This window comes from Asanoa sp. NPDC050611 (genome assembly GCF_040654855.1).
Lineage (GTDB): Bacteria > Actinomycetota > Actinomycetes > Mycobacteriales > Micromonosporaceae > Asanoa.
The window spans coordinates 1-17,187 of record NZ_JBFAIU010000157.1 but is presented as its reverse complement, the minus strand read 5'-3'; the positions used below and the strand labels follow the sequence as shown (position 1 = coordinate 17,187).

At 72.6% G+C, this 17,187-nt stretch carries 15 protein-coding genes and 1 pseudogene; 1 reads left to right on the top strand and 15 read right to left on the bottom strand.

Going from position 1 to position 17,187, the window contains the following annotated elements:
- Nucleotides 1-1,064: pseudogene (locus tag AB0H87_RS23355) on the top strand (hypothetical protein); the annotation flags it as partial.
- Between the two features lie 55 nt (nt 1,065-1,119).
- Here AB0H87_RS23355 and AB0H87_RS23350 read toward each other — a convergent pair.
- The 15 genes from AB0H87_RS23350 to AB0H87_RS23280 form a co-directional block, all read right to left on the bottom strand.
- Nucleotides 1,120-2,337 (bottom strand): zinc-dependent alcohol dehydrogenase, encoded by a 1,218-nt coding sequence (locus AB0H87_RS23350; RefSeq protein ID WP_360149235.1) that lies wholly within the window; start codon nt 2,335-2,337, stop codon nt 1,120-1,122.
- Between the two features lie 154 nt (nt 2,338-2,491).
- Nucleotides 2,492-3,835 carry an FAD-binding oxidoreductase gene (locus AB0H87_RS23345; RefSeq protein ID WP_360149232.1) on the bottom strand — a complete coding sequence of 448 codons (1,344 nt, stop codon included), beginning with the start codon at nt 3,833-3,835 and terminating at the stop codon, nt 2,492-2,494.
- A gap of 21 nt (nt 3,836-3,856) precedes the next feature.
- Entirely contained in the window at nt 3,857-5,440 is a 1,584-nt protein-coding gene (locus AB0H87_RS23340) for a Na+/H+ antiporter (protein WP_360149229.1), read from the bottom strand.
- An 81-nt stretch (nt 5,441-5,521) separates the two neighbouring features.
- Nucleotides 5,522-6,046, bottom strand: a complete 525-nt coding sequence (locus tag AB0H87_RS23335) for an FUSC family protein (protein WP_360149226.1) — start codon at nt 6,044-6,046, stop codon at nt 5,522-5,524.
- Between the two features lie 25 nt (nt 6,047-6,071).
- Complete coding sequence (locus AB0H87_RS23330) at nt 6,072-6,485, bottom strand: OsmC family protein (RefSeq protein ID WP_360149223.1); 414 nt, start codon at nt 6,483-6,485, stop codon at nt 6,072-6,074.
- A gap of 12 nt (nt 6,486-6,497) precedes the next feature.
- Nucleotides 6,498-7,889 carry a ribosome biogenesis GTPase Der gene (gene der / locus AB0H87_RS23325; RefSeq protein ID WP_360149220.1) on the bottom strand — a complete coding sequence of 464 codons (1,392 nt, stop codon included), beginning with the start codon at nt 7,887-7,889 and terminating at the stop codon, nt 6,498-6,500.
- Nucleotides 7,886-8,554, bottom strand: a complete 669-nt coding sequence (cmk, locus tag AB0H87_RS23320) for a (d)CMP kinase (RefSeq protein ID WP_360149217.1) — start codon at nt 8,552-8,554, stop codon at nt 7,886-7,888. Before cmk ends, der begins: the two co-directional genes overlap by 4 nt.
- 46 nt (nt 8,555-8,600) lie before the next feature.
- Nucleotides 8,601-9,326: a pseudouridine synthase gene (locus AB0H87_RS23315; protein ID WP_360149214.1), complete on the bottom strand. Its 726-nt coding sequence runs from the start codon at nt 9,324-9,326 to the stop codon at nt 8,601-8,603.
- Nucleotides 9,313-10,374, bottom strand: a complete 1,062-nt coding sequence (gene scpB / locus AB0H87_RS23310; RefSeq protein ID WP_360149211.1) for an SMC-Scp complex subunit ScpB — start codon at nt 10,372-10,374, stop codon at nt 9,313-9,315. Before scpB ends, AB0H87_RS23315 begins: the two co-directional genes overlap by 14 nt.
- A complete protein-coding gene (locus AB0H87_RS23305) occupies nt 10,371-11,225 on the bottom strand; it encodes a segregation/condensation protein A (protein WP_360149241.1) in 855 nt (284 codons plus the stop codon). The genes scpB and AB0H87_RS23305 overlap by 4 nt, the downstream gene beginning before the upstream one ends.
- Before the next feature lie 142 nt (nt 11,226-11,367).
- Entirely contained in the window at nt 11,368-12,297 is a 930-nt protein-coding gene (locus tag AB0H87_RS23300) for a ParA family protein (protein ID WP_360149208.1), read from the bottom strand.
- 113 nt (nt 12,298-12,410) lie between these two features.
- Nucleotides 12,411-13,379, bottom strand: coding sequence for a site-specific tyrosine recombinase XerD (locus tag AB0H87_RS23295; protein ID WP_360149238.1), 969 nt, complete (start codon nt 13,377-13,379; stop codon nt 12,411-12,413).
- Nucleotides 13,376-14,491 carry an alanine dehydrogenase gene (gene ald, locus AB0H87_RS23290; RefSeq protein ID WP_360149205.1) on the bottom strand — a complete coding sequence of 372 codons (1,116 nt, stop codon included), beginning with the start codon at nt 14,489-14,491 and terminating at the stop codon, nt 13,376-13,378. Before ald ends, AB0H87_RS23295 begins: the two co-directional genes overlap by 4 nt.
- Nucleotides 14,492-14,666: 175 nt before the next feature.
- On the bottom strand, nt 14,667-15,269 hold the full coding sequence (locus AB0H87_RS23285) for an NUDIX hydrolase (RefSeq protein ID WP_360149202.1): 603 nt from the start codon (nt 15,267-15,269) through the stop codon (nt 14,667-14,669).
- Nucleotides 15,266-17,005 (bottom strand): CTP synthase, encoded by a 1,740-nt coding sequence (locus tag AB0H87_RS23280; RefSeq protein ID WP_360149199.1) that lies wholly within the window; start codon nt 17,003-17,005, stop codon nt 15,266-15,268. Before AB0H87_RS23280 ends, AB0H87_RS23285 begins: the two co-directional genes overlap by 4 nt.
- Nucleotides 17,006-17,187 lie beyond the last annotated feature (182 nt).

Genomic DNA, 17,187 nt, shown 5'->3' with positions numbered 1-17,187 from the left:
GCTCCGGGCTCGCCCTGGGCGGGGAGCAGAGCGGCCACATCATCATGCCGGCGTACGCGACCACGGGTGACGGCGTGTCTTCCTCACCACCGACGCCGACGGAGCCGCCGCTCGCCCCCGTCGAGGCCGTGCCCGGCCTGGCGGAGGAGGCGGCACCCGTCGACCCGTACGCCCAGCCCGCGCCGGTCGGGACCGCGGTGCCCTACGGCGCGCCGGGCCTGCCGGAGCAGTCGGCGGTCGTGCCCGGTGTCACACCCACCCCCGCGCCGGCCGACCCGAACGCCGCCGCGGTGGACCCGTACGCCGCCACCGACCCGTACGCGGGAGCCGCGCCCGACTACAGCGGCGGCGCCGAGGACTGGTCGGGGCTCCCCGACCACAGCGGCTGGAGCGCCGACGACGGCGGCCAGTGGACACCGGACGAGGCGTGGCCGGGCGAGGGCACCACCGCGGGCGGCGCGCCGTCGGTCGACTCGTTCCAGGAGTCCTGTGAGCCGGGCGCGGACGAGGCGGCACCGAGCCCGTACGACGAGGGCTTCGGCGACGGCTACGACGCGGGCTACCAGGCGGCGCTGGCCGAGCACGGCCTGGACGAGCCGGAGCGCCAGGAGGAGGAGTACACCGAGCCGGAGCCGGACCACGGCTACCAGCACCAGGCGGAGCCGCAGCAGTCCCGGGACGACGCACCGGCGCAGCACCGGGAGCCGGCCGCGGCCGACCCCGAGCCGGCCCGCCCCGAGCCGGTGGCGGTCGAGCCGCACGCGGCGCAGCCCGTCGACCCGAAGCCGGAGCCCGTGCGGACCGAGCCCGCGCCCGGCGACGTGGGCCCGCTCGTCGGCCGGCCGGTCACCGACGGGGTCGACGCCGGCCCGTGGGGCCCGGCCGCCGCGGGCACGACGATGGCGCGCCCGGAGCCCGACGACGACACCGCACAGGCCGACGACCCGGCGGCCACGAGCTGGCTGCCCGACGCCGACGAGGCGGCCGCGAAGCCCGCCAAGAAGGCGAAGGCCAAGACGACCACGAAGGCCAAGGCGGCCAAGGCCGTCAAGGCGCAGGGCTAGGCACCACCCCGAAGCCGCCCGCGGCCGCCACCCGGCGGTCGCGGGCGGCGCGCGCTCACGCGGCCGACGGCGTGACCGCGACCTTGAGCCAGCCCGGGCTGCGCCGGTCGAACTCGTGGTAGCCGGTCAGCACGTCGGTCAGCGGCTCGTGCTGCGTCAGCATCCGCCGGGTGTCGACAGCGCCCTGCTCCACCATGGACAGCAGCCGCGGGATGTAGCGCGGGTGGTTGCCGTTGCCCATATTGATCTTGAGATTCTTGTTCATCGCCGTGCCGATCGGGAAGAACCGGTCGGTCGGCGGGTACACGCCGACGATGCCGAGCGTCCCCGCCTTGGCGATGCTGTCCACCGCCCAGCGGCCGGCCTGGACCGGCGAGTCGCCCGGCGTCCAGTGGCCGTCGTGCGCGTTGGTCACCGGTGCGATCGCGTGCAGCTCGTCGCGGTGCTCGGCATCGTGCGCGCGGGCGTCGGCCGCCGCGGGACCGGCCTTCGCACTCTCGGCGTCCACGCCGACGGCGTCGATCACGCGGTCCGGCCCGATGCCGAGGGTCAGCTCCAGCAAGGCCTCGACCGGGTCCTCGGTGTCGAAGTTGACGGTCTCGGCGCCGAGCTCGCGGGCCCGCTCCAGCCGGTCCTCGTGGTGGTCGACGGCGATCACGCGGTTGGCCCCCCGCCGGAACGCCGACAGGATGGCGAACTGGCCCACCGGGCCGCAGCCGAAGACGGCCACGACGTCGCCGTCGGAGACGTTGGCGATCACCGCACCGAACCAGCCGGTCGGGAAGATGTCGGCCAGGGCGATCGCCTGGTCGTCGGTGACCGCGTCGGGCAGCGTGAACATGTTGGTGTGAGCGCACGGCACCCGGACGTACTCGGCCTGCGTGCCGTCGAACGAGCCGCTCGCCGCGGTCGCGCCGTAGAACGCCGTGCCCGCGCGCCGGCCGGCCGGATTGATCTCGTCGCACTGCGCGAAGTACCCGGCCCGGCAGTACGCGCACGAACCGCAGCCGAGCACGGCGGAGAGGACCACGCGCTCGCCCGGGCGGTGGTTGCGCACGCCCTGGCCGACCTCCTCGACCACACCGACCGCCTCGTGCCCGAGGATCGTCCCCGGTCGCACGCCGGGCGCCGTACCGCGGACGAAGTGCAGGTCGGTGCCGCAGATCGCCGCCTGGGTGACCCGTACGATCGCGTCGCTCGGGGTTTCCAGCTTGGGTTCGGCCACGTTGTCCAAACGGATGTCGCCCACGCCGTGGAACACGACGGCTTTCATCGTCGACCGCCTCTCGAAGGGTGGAGTGCGGCCAGACACGTCGACGACCGACGGGATGCGCCGAACGCGCCTGGACCCGTCCCACCCACCCTTGCACGCCGGCCGCGCCGGTTCCGGCGTTTAGGCCGCAAGGGCCGCCGTCAAAGGTCCCCGCTCACGGTTCCCACCAGCCCAGCGTGACGCCGTCCGGGTCGTAGCGGCGGCGCACCTGGGTGAGCCGCTCGCGGATGTCGTCCGGCCAGCAGGAGTCGACCCGGTCCCGCGTGATCGGCTGGCTCACCAGGTTGGCGTTGTTGACCGGCGAGATCCAGGGCGCCGCGACGGTGTCCCAGCGCGCCGCCTCGGCGGGTGCCGCGGTGGCGAACAGGTCCGGCTGGCCGGAGATGAACGCGGTCACGTAGTCGTTCTCGCGGCCGCCGACCGCCGAGCCTCCCGGCACGTCCCGGTTGGTGGCGGCGCCGAGGTGCCGGATCTCGCTGGCGAAGAACGGCGAGTCCGCGCCCACCACCTCGAGGAACGCGGTGGCGAGACCCTGGTCGACGCGCTCGAGCATCGTGCCGTGCACGTAGTACGGGATCGGGTCGGGCGGGTCGTTGTGGATCGTGCCGAGCTCGGTGGCCGGCAGCTCGCCCATCCGGTCGACGTAGACCGGCGCGGCCGCGCGCAACGGTGCCAGGAGGCGCTCGCCCTCGGCCGGGTCGCCCGGGAACGCGAACCGCACGCTGAGCAGCCGCCGATCGCGCAGCTGCGCCGGCACGCCCGGCAGGGGCGGGTACGTCACCGCCTGCACGCTGGTGGTCACCCGGTCGTCGGCGCCGTGGGTCCAGTCGATCCAGGACCGCAGCATCCGCTCGATGTCGGGAGTGTCCACGAAGAACGATCCACCATAGACGGACGTCAACTCGACCAGCCGCACCCGCATCTCGGTGACCACGCCGAGCCCGTACTTGCCGCCGCGCAGCGCCCAGAACAGGTCGGGGTTCTGGTCGGCGGTCGCCTCGACCACGTCACCCTCGCCGGTGACGACGGTGAAGCCGGTGACGTAGTCGGAGCTGAAGCCGTGGCTGCGGGCCAGCGGACCGACCCCGCCGCCGAGCAGGTAGCCGGCCGCGCCGACGTCCGCCGACGAACCCGTGACGGGCGCCAGGCCGTACGGCGCAGCGGCGTAGTACACGGGCTTCCACCGCACGCCGGCGCCGATCGTGGCGATCCGGGCCTCCGGGTCGACGTGCAGGTGGTCGAGCGCGCTGGTGTTCAGCAGCAGGCCGGCGTCGATCGGCGACTCGGCACCGTGCCCGGCGCCCTGCACCGCGATCCGCATGCGGGCGGCGCGGGCGAACCGCACGGTCTCGACGATGTCGGCGACCGAGGCCGCCCGGGCCACCATGTCCGGCTCCGGGTGGAAGGCCAGGTTGAAGCCGGCCGCCGCGGCGTCGAAGCCGTCGTCGCCCCGCTCGTAAACCGATCCGCCGATCCGGTCGGCGAGGATTGAGGTCATCGCACTCTCTCCTTTCGGGTGTTACGCGTCGCCCCGTGGCGGCCCCAACAGGGCCAGCTCGGTCACGTCGAGCGACGCCTGCAGCTCGCGCATGACGATGTCGTCGATCTCGCGGCGGTCCCGCATCGCGGTCACCGCGAGCCGTTCGTGCTCGAGCACGCCCAGCCGCAGCCGGCGTTCCAGCTGCTCGGCGCTGGTCAGCTCGGAGTGGCCGTCGCCGCGCCGCGCCTCGTCGGCGGCGGCCTGGTAGTCGGCGCGGACCCGGTCGGTCAGGTAGGTCGGCGCGTTCAGCGAGCGGGCGACCGCCGGCAGGGCGGCCAGGCCGGCCTCCGCCGCGCGGACCCGGGCGTGCCGGGCCTCGTCGATCCGGGCGCGGTCGCTGGACAGGCCCGCCCAGCGGGCCACCATCGGCAAGGTCAGGCCCTGCACCAGGATAGTCGTCAGGATCACCACGGACGTCACGAAGACGATCAGGTCCCGGTCCGGGTACGCCGCCCCGCCGGGCAGCACCGACGGCACCGCCAGCGCGGCGGCCAGCGAGACCGCGCCGCGGAAGCCGGCCCAGCCGTACGCCGTGCGTACCTTCCAGTCGAGCCGCCGGGTCCGCTGCACCGCGCGCCGGTCGAAGACGCGGATCAGGCCCGCCATGAGATGGATCCAGACCAGCCGGGTCAGGATCACCACGGCCGCGGCGGCGAACGCGATGCCGACCGCCCGGCCCATCTGGTCGTTGTCGATCCGCCGGGCGGCGGCCGGGATCTGGAGGCCGACGAGCACGAAGAGGCTGCCGTTGACGACGAAGGTGGCGATGTTCCAGAAGGCGAACGCCTGCACCCGGGACCGGGCGCGGATCACCCGTGGCCCCGAGTACGAGAACACGAGCCCCACCACCACGACGGCGACCACCCCGCTGGCGTGGATCAGCTCCCCCACGAAGAACGCGGCGAACGGGGTGATCACCGACAGGCCGCCCTCGCGCAGCGGGTCGTCGATCCGGCGCCGGATCCAGATGAGCAGGCCGCCCGTGGCCAGCCCGGCGATCGCGCCACCGATGACCGACCAGACGAGTTCGCCCGTGATCGCCAGCAGGCTGGGCGCGGAGCCGTCCGTCAGCATCCCCAGCGCGACGGCGAACAGCACGAGCGCGGTGCCGTCGTTGATCAGGCTCTCGGCGCGCAGGGTGGTGAGGTGGCGCCGGGGCATCCGCTTGGCCAGCCCGGCCACGGCCGCGGCGTCGGTCGGCGCGAGCACCGCGCCGAGGATCCAGGCGGCCGCCGCGGCCACCCCGATCGCCTGCAGCGAGTACGACAGGACGACCATGGTTACGATGACCAGCCCGATCGCGGACAGCAGGATGACCCGGATGTTCGCGCGGATCTCGCGCAGGCTGGTGTTCAGGCTCTCCCAGTAGAGGATCCCGGGCAGGAAGATCAGCAGCACCGCCGAGGCCGGCAGCCGGATGTCCGAGAGCTGGGGAATGAGGGCCAGGATGCCGCCCATGACGATCAGGAGGACGGGTGGGGCGACGCTGTAGCGGCGGCCGATGGTGGTGCCCACGATGACCGTCGCGCCCAGCGTGACGATCACGAGCAACCCTGCCAACACCGCTTCTCCCCCCGTCGAGGCGGCCAGCCACCATCCAGGATGCCGCGACCGGGCCCATCCGCCGATGTGATCTCGCACTAGCTAGCGGATGCGGGGGTGCACCAGCTTCAGCGAAAGCCAGGCGGTGGCGACGCCGACCAGGACGCCGATCACGGTGTCCGCGAAGCGCAGGATCGGCTGCTGCCACGGCGCCAACGGGGAGATCGCCGACACCACCAGCACCACGGCGGTGGTGATGGCCGCCGTGGTCGCGTCGCCCCGACGGCCGATCAGCAGCCCCACGAGTGCCGAAATGCCGATCAGCAGCGCGAACGCCCACAGGTGGAACGGCAGGAAGACCAGGTAGACCAGGCAGATCACGAAGCTGATCCCGGTGGCCGACATCCGGGACAGGCCGGCCGCGAGGCTGTCCCGGAACGTCGCCCGGCTCACGAAGATGGTGGCCAGCGCCGCCCACATCCCGCCGAGCAGGTCGCTGTCGCGGTCGTCGACGTAGAGGCGGGTGAGCACGTCGGCCGCCAGCCAGAAGGTCAGCGCGCAGGACAGTCCGAGGACGGTGCTCTCCCAGACCGCCACCCGCGCCTGCTGCGGGGTGGGGGCGGGCATGCCCGCAGGCTACCGCCGGGAACCCTTACGAGGTCAGGGTTTCCGGAATCTCGACGTCTACTGTGGTCTGCTCGCGCAGCGCGGTGCTGACCGTGCAGTGCCGCTCGTGCACCCGCTCCGCGACGGCGCGGAAGACCGGCTCGGCCTCGGCGTCGTCCTTCGGCAGCGTCACGTCGTACGTCATGGTGATCGGTCCGAGCCTGTTGGGCTTGACCTTCTCCGACTCGAGCACCGCGGCCAGCCGCTCCAGCCGGTGCCCGCGCTGCGCGGTCAGCGGCTCGACGGTGACGATGTTGCACCCGCCGAGCGCGGCCAGGAGCAGCTCGACCGGCGTGAAGTCCGCGCCGTCCGCGGTGCCGAAGCGGATCTCGGCGCCGCGCCCGTTGCGGGCGACGTATCCCCCGTCGTCGGTGCGCTCGACCTCTACGTGGTAACCCATCGTTGGATCATGTCACCCGTGCGCGCGACCCCGGCCGCCCGGGCCGGCCTTCTTGCGCGGCTTGACCGTCACCTCGACCGGGCTGCCCTCGAAGCCGAACTCCTCGCGCAGCTTCCGCTCGACGAAGCGCTGGTAGCCGGCGTCGAGCGGACCCGTGGTGAACAGCACGAAGCGCGGCGGCCGCGTGCCGGCCTGGGTGGCGAACAGCACGCGCGGCGCCCGCCCGCCGCGAACCGGGTGCGGGGTCTCCTGCACGAGCGCGGCCAGCCACTGGTTGAGCTGGCCGGTCGGCACGCGGGTCTCCCAGGACGCGAGCGCCTTGCGCAGCGCCGGGGCCAGCTTGTCGACCGCGCGGCCGGTCCTGGCCGAGATGTTGACCCGGATCGCCCACGGAATGCGCTTCAGCTCACGGTCGATCTCGCGCTCGAGCTGGTAGCGGCGGTCGTCGTCGACGAGGTCCCACTTGTTGAACGCGATGACCAGCGCGCGGCCGGCCTCCACCACCATCGACAGGATCCGCTGGTCCTGCTCGCTGATGGGCTCGGACGCGTCGAGCAGCACGGCCGCGACCTCGGCGGCCTCGATCGCGCCCGCGGTGCGCAGCGACGCGTAATATTCGGTGCCGCTCGCGTGGCTGACCCGCTTGCGCAGGCCCGCGGTGTCGACGAGCTGCCAGGTCTCGCCGCCGATGCCGACCAGCGAGTCGACCGGGTCGACGGTGGTGCCCGCGACCGAGTCGACGACCGCGCGCTCCTCCCTGGCCAGCTTGTTGAGCAGCGACGACTTGCCGACGTTGGGGCGGCCGACCAGGGCCACCCGGCGCGGGCCGCGCGGCGCGTCGTCGTCGATCGCGGGCGCCGGCTCCGGCATCGCGTCGAGGATCAGGTCGAGCAGGTCGCCGGAGCCCCGGCCGTGCAGCGCGGAGACCGTCTGCGGCTCGCCGAGGCCGAGCGACCAGAGCGAGACGGCCTCCATCTCGATCGCGTTGTTGTCGGCCTTGTTGGCGACCAGGATCACGGGCTTGTTGCTGCGCCGCAGCATCTTCACCGCGGCCTCGTCGACGTCGGTGGCGCCGACGGTCGCGTCGACCACGAAGAGCACGACGTCGGCCGTCTGCACCGCGATCTCGGCCTGCGTCGCGATCGCCCGGGCCCGGTCGCGGGCGTCCGGCTCCCAGCCGCCGGTGTCGACGACGGTGAACTGGCGGCCGTTCCACTGCGCGTCGTAGGGCACCCGGTCGCGGGTCACGCCCGGGGTGTCCTCCACGACGGCCTGGCGCCGGCCGATGATCCGGTTGACCAATGTGGACTTGCCGACGTTGGGGCGGCCGACGACGGCCACCACGGGCACAGGTCCGGTGTCCGTCGTGGTGACATCCACATCGGACAGTTCGGGAGAGGTCATGCCGTCACCATGGCGCGCAGGTGGGCGACCACCTCGTCGATGCCCAGCGCGGTGGTGTCGAGCTCCACCGCGTCGGGCGCCTGCCGCAGCGGGTCGGCGGCGCGGGTGGAGTCGAGCGTGTCGCGACGGGTCAGGTCGGCGTGGGTGTCGTCGAGCGACGCCGCGGTCTCCAGCGACCGGCGCCGGGCCCGGGCGTCGGCGGACGCCGTCAGGTAGACCTTGAGGTCAGCATCGGGTGCCACCACCGCGCCGATGTCGCGGCCCTCGACCACGATCCGGCCGGCCGCCTCGATCAGCTCGTGCTGCTGCGCGACCAGGAGCTGCCGCACCGCGGGCACGGCCGCGACCGCGCTCACGGCGGCGGTCACCTCCGGGCCCCGGATCTCGACGTCGACGTCGACGCCGTCGGCCCGCACGTGCGGCGCCGCCGGGTCGGTGCCGATCACCAGGTCGAGCTCGCCGGCCACCTTCGCGATGCCCTCGGTGTCGGTGAGATCCACGCCATAGCGCAGCACCGCCCAGGTCACCGCCCGGTACATCGCACCCGTGTCGAGGTACCGCGCGTCGAGCGCGGACGCCAGCCGCCGGGAAACGGTGGATTTGCCGGAACCCGACGGTCCGTCCACGGCCACCACGCACCGACCGTTCGCCAACTCGTCTGCCACCGTTCCTCCTCGCGCCGTCAGCACCTATTCTGCCTGGTCGGCGGAATCACTCGGCGACGGCCTTGAACAGCGCCGCGACCTCGGCGTTCGTGAGCCGCCGGGTGCGACCCGGCTTGAGGTCGCCGAGCCGGATCGGGCCGATGGCGGTGCGCACCAGCCGGTTGACCGGGTGCCCGACGGCGTCCATCATCCGCCGGACGATCCGGTTGCGGCCCTCGTGGATCACGATCTCGATCTGCGCGGACCGGGCGAACGCGTCGACCAGCCGGAACTTGTCGACCTTGGCCGGGCCGTCGTCGAGCTCCACGCCCGCCACCAACTGCCGGCCGACCGACCGCGGCAGGGGCCCGGGGATCTCCAGCACGTAGGTCTTCGGCACGCCGTACGACGGATGCATGAGCTTGTGCGCCAGCGAGCCGTCGTTGGTCAGCAGCAGCAGGCCCTCGGAGTCGGTGTCGAGCCGCCCCACGTGGTAGACCCGCTGGTCGACCCGGTTGAGGAACTCGGCCAGCGCCGTGCGCCCCTTCTCGTCGGCCATCGTCGAGACGACGCCGCGGGGCTTGTTGAAGGCGAGGTAGACCAGGTTCTGGTCGACGATCACCCGCTGCCCGTCGACGTAGATCTCCGCGGTGTCCGCGTCGACCTTGTCACCGAGTTGGGCGACCTTGCCGTCGACCATGACCCGGCCCCGGAAGATCAGGTCCTCACAGGCCCGGCGGGACCCCACACCGGCGCTGGCCAGCACCTTCTGCAGGCGCTCAGCGTTCGCCATCTGCCACCTCGTCGACGTCGTCCGGAAGGAACGGCGCCAGGTCCGGGAGCTGGTCGACCGAGTCGAGCCCGAGCTTCTCCAGGAACAGCGTCGTCGTCCGGTAAAGGTACGCGCCCGTCTCCGGCTCCGTGCCGGCCTCCTCGATCAGGCCGCGCGAGGTGAGCGTGCGCACCACGCCGTCGCAGTTCACGCCCCGGATGGCGGAGATCCGGCCACGGGTGACCGGCTGCTTGTAGGCGATCACCGCGAGCGTCTCCAGCGCCGCCTGGGTGAGGCGGACGCTCTGGCCGTCGAGCACGAACCGTTCGACGTACGCGGCGTACTGCGGCCGCGTGTAGAGCCGCCACCCACCCGCGGCGCGCCGCAGCTCGAACCCGCGCCCGTCGGCGGTGTAGGCGGCCGAGATCTCCGCCAGGGCCGCGGTCACGCGTTCGGTCGGCTGCTCCAGGATCTGCGCGAGCACGATCTCCTGGACGGGCTCGTCCACGACGAGCATGATCGCTTCCAACGCACCGCGAAACTCGTCCTCGTCGACGAGAGCCGCCGCGGGCTCGGGCGCGTCCTCCGTCCCGGGGTCGGCCTCTTGCGCGAGATCGACCAGGACGGCGTCCGGCGGCGCCTCGGCCAGTTCGGCCGCGGCAACGGGATCCTGCTCCTCGGGCGCGGTGACGTCCTCGACGGCGCCGACCGCCTCGGCCGCCTCCACCGGGTCGGCCTCGGCCGCGAGCGCAGCCTCCTCCGCCGGCTCCGCCTCGGCCGCGGGCTCAGTATCGGCCGCAGGCTCCGCCTCAGCCGCGGGCTCAGCCACAGCCGCGGGCTCAGCATCGGCCGCAGGCTCCGCCTCAGCCGCAGGCTCCGCCACAGCCGCGGGCTCAGTATCGGCCGCGGGCTCCGCCTCGGCCGCGGGCTCCGCCTCGGCCGCGGGCTCCGCCTCGGCCGGGGGCTCAGGGTCGGCCGGGCGGGGGCGGTCCCATGGGGGCACCCAGGCCGCTGCCTGTTCCGCCAGGGACGACTCGCGGCCCGGGTCGGCGCCGCTGCGGTCGGTCACTGCTTCTGCTCCTCGGGTTGTGCCGGTTGCTCGGGTGTGCCGGCGTACTCGTCGACCGTCAGCTCGCCCACCGCGTCGCCGCCGATCCAGCGGACCGTCAGCTCGCCGAGCGCCTGCACCTGGTCGAAGCCGACCAGGTTCTCCCGGTAGAGCTCCAGCAGCGCCAGGAACCGGGCCACCACCTCGAGCGTGCTCTGGCAGTCCAGCGTCAGCACCTGGAACGTCGCCGTGCCCGAACGGCGGATCCGGTCCCGCAGGATCACGGCGTGCTCGCGCACGCTGACCTTCACGTCGTGGATGTGCGCGATCGACACCATCTGGGCCATGGTCGGCTTCGGTGTCATCGCCTTGATCGCCAGCTTCAGCAGCCGCGCCGGGCCGATGCCGAGGACCAGTTCCGGCAGCGCCTCCGCGTACCGCGGCTCCAGCGTCACCGCCCGCGGATAGCGCCGGGAGCCCTCGACCTCGAGCCGCTGGATGTGCGCGGCCGCCTCCTTGAACGCCTTGTACTGCAGGAGCCGGGCGAACAGCAGGTCCCGGGCCTCGAGCAGCGCCAGGTCCTCCTCGTTCTCCACCGAGGCCGCGGGCAGCAGCCGGGCCGCCTTGAGGTCGAGCAGCGTGGCCGCGACGACCAGGAACTCGCTGGCCTCGTCGAGCGGCCAGTCGTCGCCCATCGCGCGGATGTAGGCGATGAACTCGTCGGTGACCGTGCTGAGTGCGACCTCGGTCACGTCGAGCTTGTGCTTGCCGATGAGCTGCAGGAGCAGGTCGAACGGGCCGGTGAAGTTGGCCAGGCGCACGGTGAAACCGGTCGCGGGAGCCTCGTCGACCGTCAGGGACTCGGCCGGCACCGTCCCCTCGACGACGAGGGGTGACGGCTCGGCCGCACCGGGTTCATTCACCGTTCGACCGTAGTCCACCGCCGGAACGGCGACGTTCACGCCCACACCTCATGCACCATCAGCACCGGCAGCGGGCCGGTGGAAACAAAGATCACCGCTCGGCTTGCGCGGCGATGACCTCTCGGGCGAGCTGACGGTAGTTGCGGGCACCGGACGAGGCCGGGTCGAGCGTGGTGATCGGCGCGCCGGCCACCGTCGACTCGGGGAACTTCACCGTCTTGGTGATCACGGTCTGGTAGACCTTGTCGCCGAACGCCTCGACCACCCGCTGGAGCACCTGGCGGCAGTGGGTCGTGCGGCTGTCGTACATGGTCGCCAGGATGCCCTCGAGCTCGAGGTCGAAGTTGAGCCGCTCGCGCACCTTGTCGATGGTGTCGAGCAGCAGGGCCACGCCTCGCAGGCTGAAGAACTCGCACTCCAGCGGGATCAGCACGCCGTGCGCCACGGTCAGCGCGTTGATCGCCAGCAGGCCGAGCGACGGCTGGCAGTCGATCAGGATGAAGTCGTATTCCTTGCGCACGGACCGCAGCACGCGGGCCAGCGCCATCTCCCGGGCGACCTCGTTGACGAGCTGGATCTCGGCGGCGGACAGGTCGATGTTGGCGGGCAGCAGGTGCAGCCCCGCCACGTCGGTCTTGATCAGCACGTCCTCGGCGGTCACGTCGTCCTGCATCAGCAGGTTGTAGACCGACAGGTCGAGGTTGTGCGGGTTGACGCCGAGACCGACGGAGAGCGCGCCCTGCGGGTCGAAGTCGACCAGCAGCACACGGCGGCCGTATTCGGCGAGCGCCGCGCCCAGGTTGATGGTCGACGTGGTCTTGCCGACGCCGCCCTTCTGGTTGGCGAGGGCGATGATCCGCGCCGGGCCGTGCCGGTCGGCCGGCATCGGCTCGGGGATCGGCTTGCGCATCGTGTAGGCGGCCGGATCGGCCGGGCCCAGCTCAGCGCCGAGGTCGAGCGAAGACTGCTGCTCGCGGAGCTGCGAGGTCCATGCCTCGGCACGGTCACCGTTGCCAGCCATGTCCCTGCCTACCCCCTCCCGACGACGTCCCGCGCCGGAGCCCCGACTGTACGCCACGTCCCACCGGCCCCGGGTGCACCATATCGGCGTGTCGACACGCCAAGAAGCGCGTGTCAGCTATGTGCCCGCGGATGAGCGGTGGCGTAGACCTCACGCAGCCGTTCCACCGTGACCAACGTGTATACCTGCGTAGTGGTCACGGACGCGTGCCCGAGCAGTTCCTGAACCACCCGAACGTCGGCACCGCCGTCGAGCAGATGCGTCGCGTACGAGTGCCGCAACGTGTGCGGCGACACGGCCCGCGCGCCGTCGACCGGGAGCCCGGCGACCGCCGCGGCCTTCCGCAGGATCGCCCACGCGCTCTGCCGCGACAGCGGCCCGCCCCGCGCGTTGAGGAACACCGCCGGCCCGCGAGCCGCCAGGGCCGGCCGCGCCCGCACGAGGTACGCCTCCAGCGCCGCGCGCGCGTACCCGCCGACCGGCACGATCCTGGTCCGCCCGCCCTTGCCGTGCAGCGTGACCGCCCCGCCGGTCAGGTCGAGGTCGTCGACGGCCGCGCCGACCGCCTCGGAGATCCGCGCACCCGTGCCGTAGAGGAACTCCAGCAGCGCCCGGTCGCGCAGTTCCAGCGGCCCGTCACCGCCGGCCGACTCCAGCAGCCGGAGCACCTCGTCGACCTCGAGCGCCTTGGGCAGCCGGCGGGGCAGGCTCGGCGGCTTCACGTCCCGGCTCGCGTCGTCGGCGACCAGGCCCTCGCGTACCGCGAACCGGTGCAGCCCGCGCACCGCGGAGGTGGCCCGGGCCGCGGACGCCGCCGACAGCGGCGGGTGGTCCGGGTCGCCGTCCCGCAACGCCGCGACGTGCCCGGCGATCTCGGCCGGCGTCGTCGCGGCGAGGTCCGTCACCCCGCGCGCCGCCAGGGTGGCGAGATAACGCTCCAGATCCCGGCGGTACGACGCGAGCGTGTTGCGGGACAGCCCCCGCTCGACGGTGAGGTGGTCGAGGTAACCGCGGACCGCGCGCCGCAGCGCCGGCGCCGGCACGGGGCCGGCGCCGGGCGCCGCGGTCGTCGCGGTCGTCAGGCCAGGGCCTCGGCCAGCGGGAGGTGCTTCATCCCGTGCGCCTCCGCGACCGGGCCGTAGGTGACCTGGCCGTCGAAGGTGTTGAGGCCCAGGGCCAGGGCCGGGTCGCGGCGCAGCGCCTCGCGCCAGCCGCGGTTGGCCAGCTCCAGCGCGTACGGCAGCGTCACGTTGGTCAGCGCGTAGGTGCTGGTGTGCGGCACGGCGCCGGGCATGTTGGCCACGCAGTAGAACATCGACTCGTGGACCTTGTAGGTCGGGTCGGCGTGCGTGGTCGGGCGCGAGTCCTCGAAGCACCCGCCCTGGTCGATCGAGATGTCGACCAGCACGCTGCCGGGCTTCATCCGGCTGACCAGCTCGTTGGAGATCAGCGTCGGGGCCTTGGCGCCGGGCACGAGCACCGCGCCGATCACCATGTCGGCGTCGAGCACGGCCCGCTCGACCTCGTACGCGTTGGAGGCGACGGTCTGCAGGTGGCCCTGGTAGATCGCGTCGGCCTGGCGGAGCTTGTTGATGTTGCGGTCGAGCAGCAGCACCTCGGCCTGCATGCCGAGCGCTATCGCGGCCGCGTTCATGCCGGAGACGCCGGCGCCGATCACGACGACCTTGGCCGCGTACACGCCGGAGACGCCGCCCATCAGGATGCCGCGGCCGCCGCCCTGGCGCATCAGGGTGTACGCGCCGACCTGCGGGGCGAGCCGGCCGGCCACCTCGGACATCGGGGCGAGCAGCGGGAGGGCGTGGTCGGCCGTCTCGACGGTCTCGTACGCGATGCCGGTGACCTTGCGGTCGATCAGCGCGTCGGTGCAGTCCTTGGAGGCGGCGAGGTGCAGGTAGGTGAAGAGCACCTGACCCGCGCGCATCCGGTGGTGCTCCTCGGCGATCGGCTCCTTGACCTTCAGCACCAGGTCGGCGGTGCCCCAGACCTCGTCGGGCCCGGGCAGGATCGTGGCACCGGCGGCGGCGAACTCGTCGTCGGTGATCGACGAGCCGAGACCGGCACCGGACTCGACGAAGACCTCGTGACCCGCGCGGGCGAACTCGTGGACGCCTGCCGGCGTGATCGCCACGCGGTACTCGTGGTTCTTCACCTCGCGTGGGATTCCGACCTTCACATCGACACCTTCTCTCCCGCGAGCGCCCGGTCACCGTTGACAGGGTCGCCTTCCGCGTCGGCGGCGAGTCTAGGGTGCCCGGATCACGGGCACGCACCCGCTCGCCACGGACGCGCCTTCAGTATTGCCCGAGGCGTCTGATCAGCACACACGCAGATCAGCGCGGGCGGCTCAGCTAGCGCTCCAGCGGGGTGTCCGCGGCCCGCAGCGGGCCCCACTTCTCGTCGCGGGCGCGGGCCGCGGCGAGCAGCCCGGCGACCGCGGCCGCGTTGGTGATCTCGCCCCGGAACACCATCGCCACCGCCTCGTCGAGCGGCACCCACTGGACCGTCAGCTCCGCCTCCTCGTCCGCGCGCGCGAACCGGTCGGCGTCCGGGACCGACGCGAGGCCGCGGGCCAGGAAGATCCGGATCAGCTCGTCGGAGAAGCCCGGCGAGGTGTGCAGGTCGATCAGCAGGTCGAGCCGCTCGCAGCGCAGGTCGGCCTCCTCGGCCAGCTCGCGCCGGGCGGTGTCCGGCGCCGGCTCGCCGGCGACGTCGACCAGGCCCGCGGGCAGCTCCCACATGACCTTGCCGACCGGGTGCCGGTACTGGCGGACCAGCAGCACCCGGCCGTCGTCGCCGAGCGGGACCACGCCGACGGCACCGACGTGCCGCGCGTAGTCGCGCTCGGCCTGGCCACCGCCGGGCATGGTGACCCGGTCGGTGACGACGCTGAAGACCTTGCCCTGGAACCGCTCGACCCGGTCGAGCACCGCGTACGCGTGTGCGCCGGTCACGACGCGGCCGTCGCGCCGGCCCGCCCGTTGCTGGCCAGTTCCGGCTCGGCCTCGGTGGTGAGCTGGTCGACCGGCAGCTGGTCGGCCAGCGAGTAGTTGACCGCCGCCTTCACGAAGGACGCGAACAGCGGGTGCGGCCGGGTCGGCCGGCTCTTCAGCTCCGGGTGCGCCTGTGTGGCCACGAAGAACGGGTGGAGCTCCCGGTCCAGCTCGACGAACTCGACCAGGCGGCCGTCCGGCGAGGTGCCGCTGATCTGCAGGCCGGCCTTGGTGAGCGCGTCCCGGTAGGCGTTGTTCACCTCGTACCGGTGCCGGTGCCGCTCGGAGACCTCGGTGGTGCCGTAGGCCTCGGCGACCAGCGAGCCCGGTGTGAGCTTCGCCGGGTAGGCGCCCAGCCGCATCGTGCCGCCCATGTCGCCCTTGCCCGCGACGATCTGCTCCTGGTCGGCCATCGTCGCGATCACGGGATGGCCGGCGGTGTCGTCGAACTCCAGCGAGTTGGCGTCGGCGAGGCCGGACAGGTTGCGGGCCACGTCGATCGTCATGCACTGCAGGCCGAGGCACAGGCCCAGGGTCGGGATGCCGTTCTCGCGGGCGAAGTGCGCGGCGCCGATCTTGCCTTCGATGCCGCGTACGCCGAAGCCGCCCGGGATCACGATCCCGTCGACACCGGCCAGCGCGGCCGCGGCGCCCTGCGGCGTCTTGCACTCGTCGCTGGGCACCCAGCGGATCTGCACGCGGGCGCGGTGGTGGAAGCCGGCCGCGCGGATCGCCTCGGACACCGACAGGTAGGCGTCCGGCAGGTCGACGTACTTGCCGACGAGCGCGACGGTGACCGTGTGCCGGGGGTGGTGCACCCGCTCCAGCAGGTCGTCCCACTTGGCCCAGTCGACGTCGCGGAAGGACAGGCCCAGGCGGCGCACGACGTACGCGTCGAGACCCTCGCGGTGCAGCACCTTGGGGATGTCGTAGATGCTCGGCGCGTCCGGCGCGGCGATGACCGCCTCGCGGTCGACGTCGCAGTAGAGCGACAGCTTGTGCTTGAGCTTGTCGGGGATCTCCCGGTCGGAGCGGCAGACCAGCGCGTCGGGCTGGATACCGATGTTGCGCAGCGTGGCGACCGAGTGCTGGGTCGGCTTGGTCTTCAGCTCGCCCGACGGCGCCAGGTACGGCACCAGCGAGACGTGCAGATAGAACACGTTGTCCCGGCCCACCTCGTGGCGGACCTGGCGGATCGCCTCCAGGAACGGCAGCGACTCGATGTCGCCGACCGTGCCGCCCACCTCGGTGATCACGACGTCGGGCGTGCGGCCCTCGTCGTCGGGTTCGCCCATCGCCCGGATCCGGGCCTTGATCTCGTTGGTGATGTGCGGGATCACCTGGACGGTGTCGCCCAGGTATTCGCCGCGGCGCTCCTTGGCGATCACGTCCGAGTAGATCTGGCCGGTGGTGACGTTGGCCTTCCCGGACAGGTCCCGGTCCAGGAAGCGCTCGTAGTGACCGACGTCGAGGTCGGTCTCGGCCCCGTCCTCGGTGACGAACACCTCACCGTGCTGGAACGGGTTCATCGTGCCGGGGTCGACGTTGAGGTAGGGGTCCAGCTTCTGCATGACGACCCGAAGGCCGCGCGCGCTCAGCAGATTTCCGAGGCTGGAGGCGGTGAGGCCCTTACCGAGAGAGGAGGCGACACCCCCGGTGACGAAGATGTGCTTGGTCAGCCGTCCTGAAGGGGCCAAGGCCTGCTCCCGTGGTCGTTTGTCAAAGTCGAGATCATGCGATCCACGGGATTCCACGGTAACACGTCGCCGCGGTCACGCCGCGCCGACACCCTTCGCGACCGAGGCGGCCCAGCAGATCGTCGACGGCTGCGTCCAGCTGCACGGCGCCGTCGCCCTGCGCAGCGGGCACCTGCTGGAGC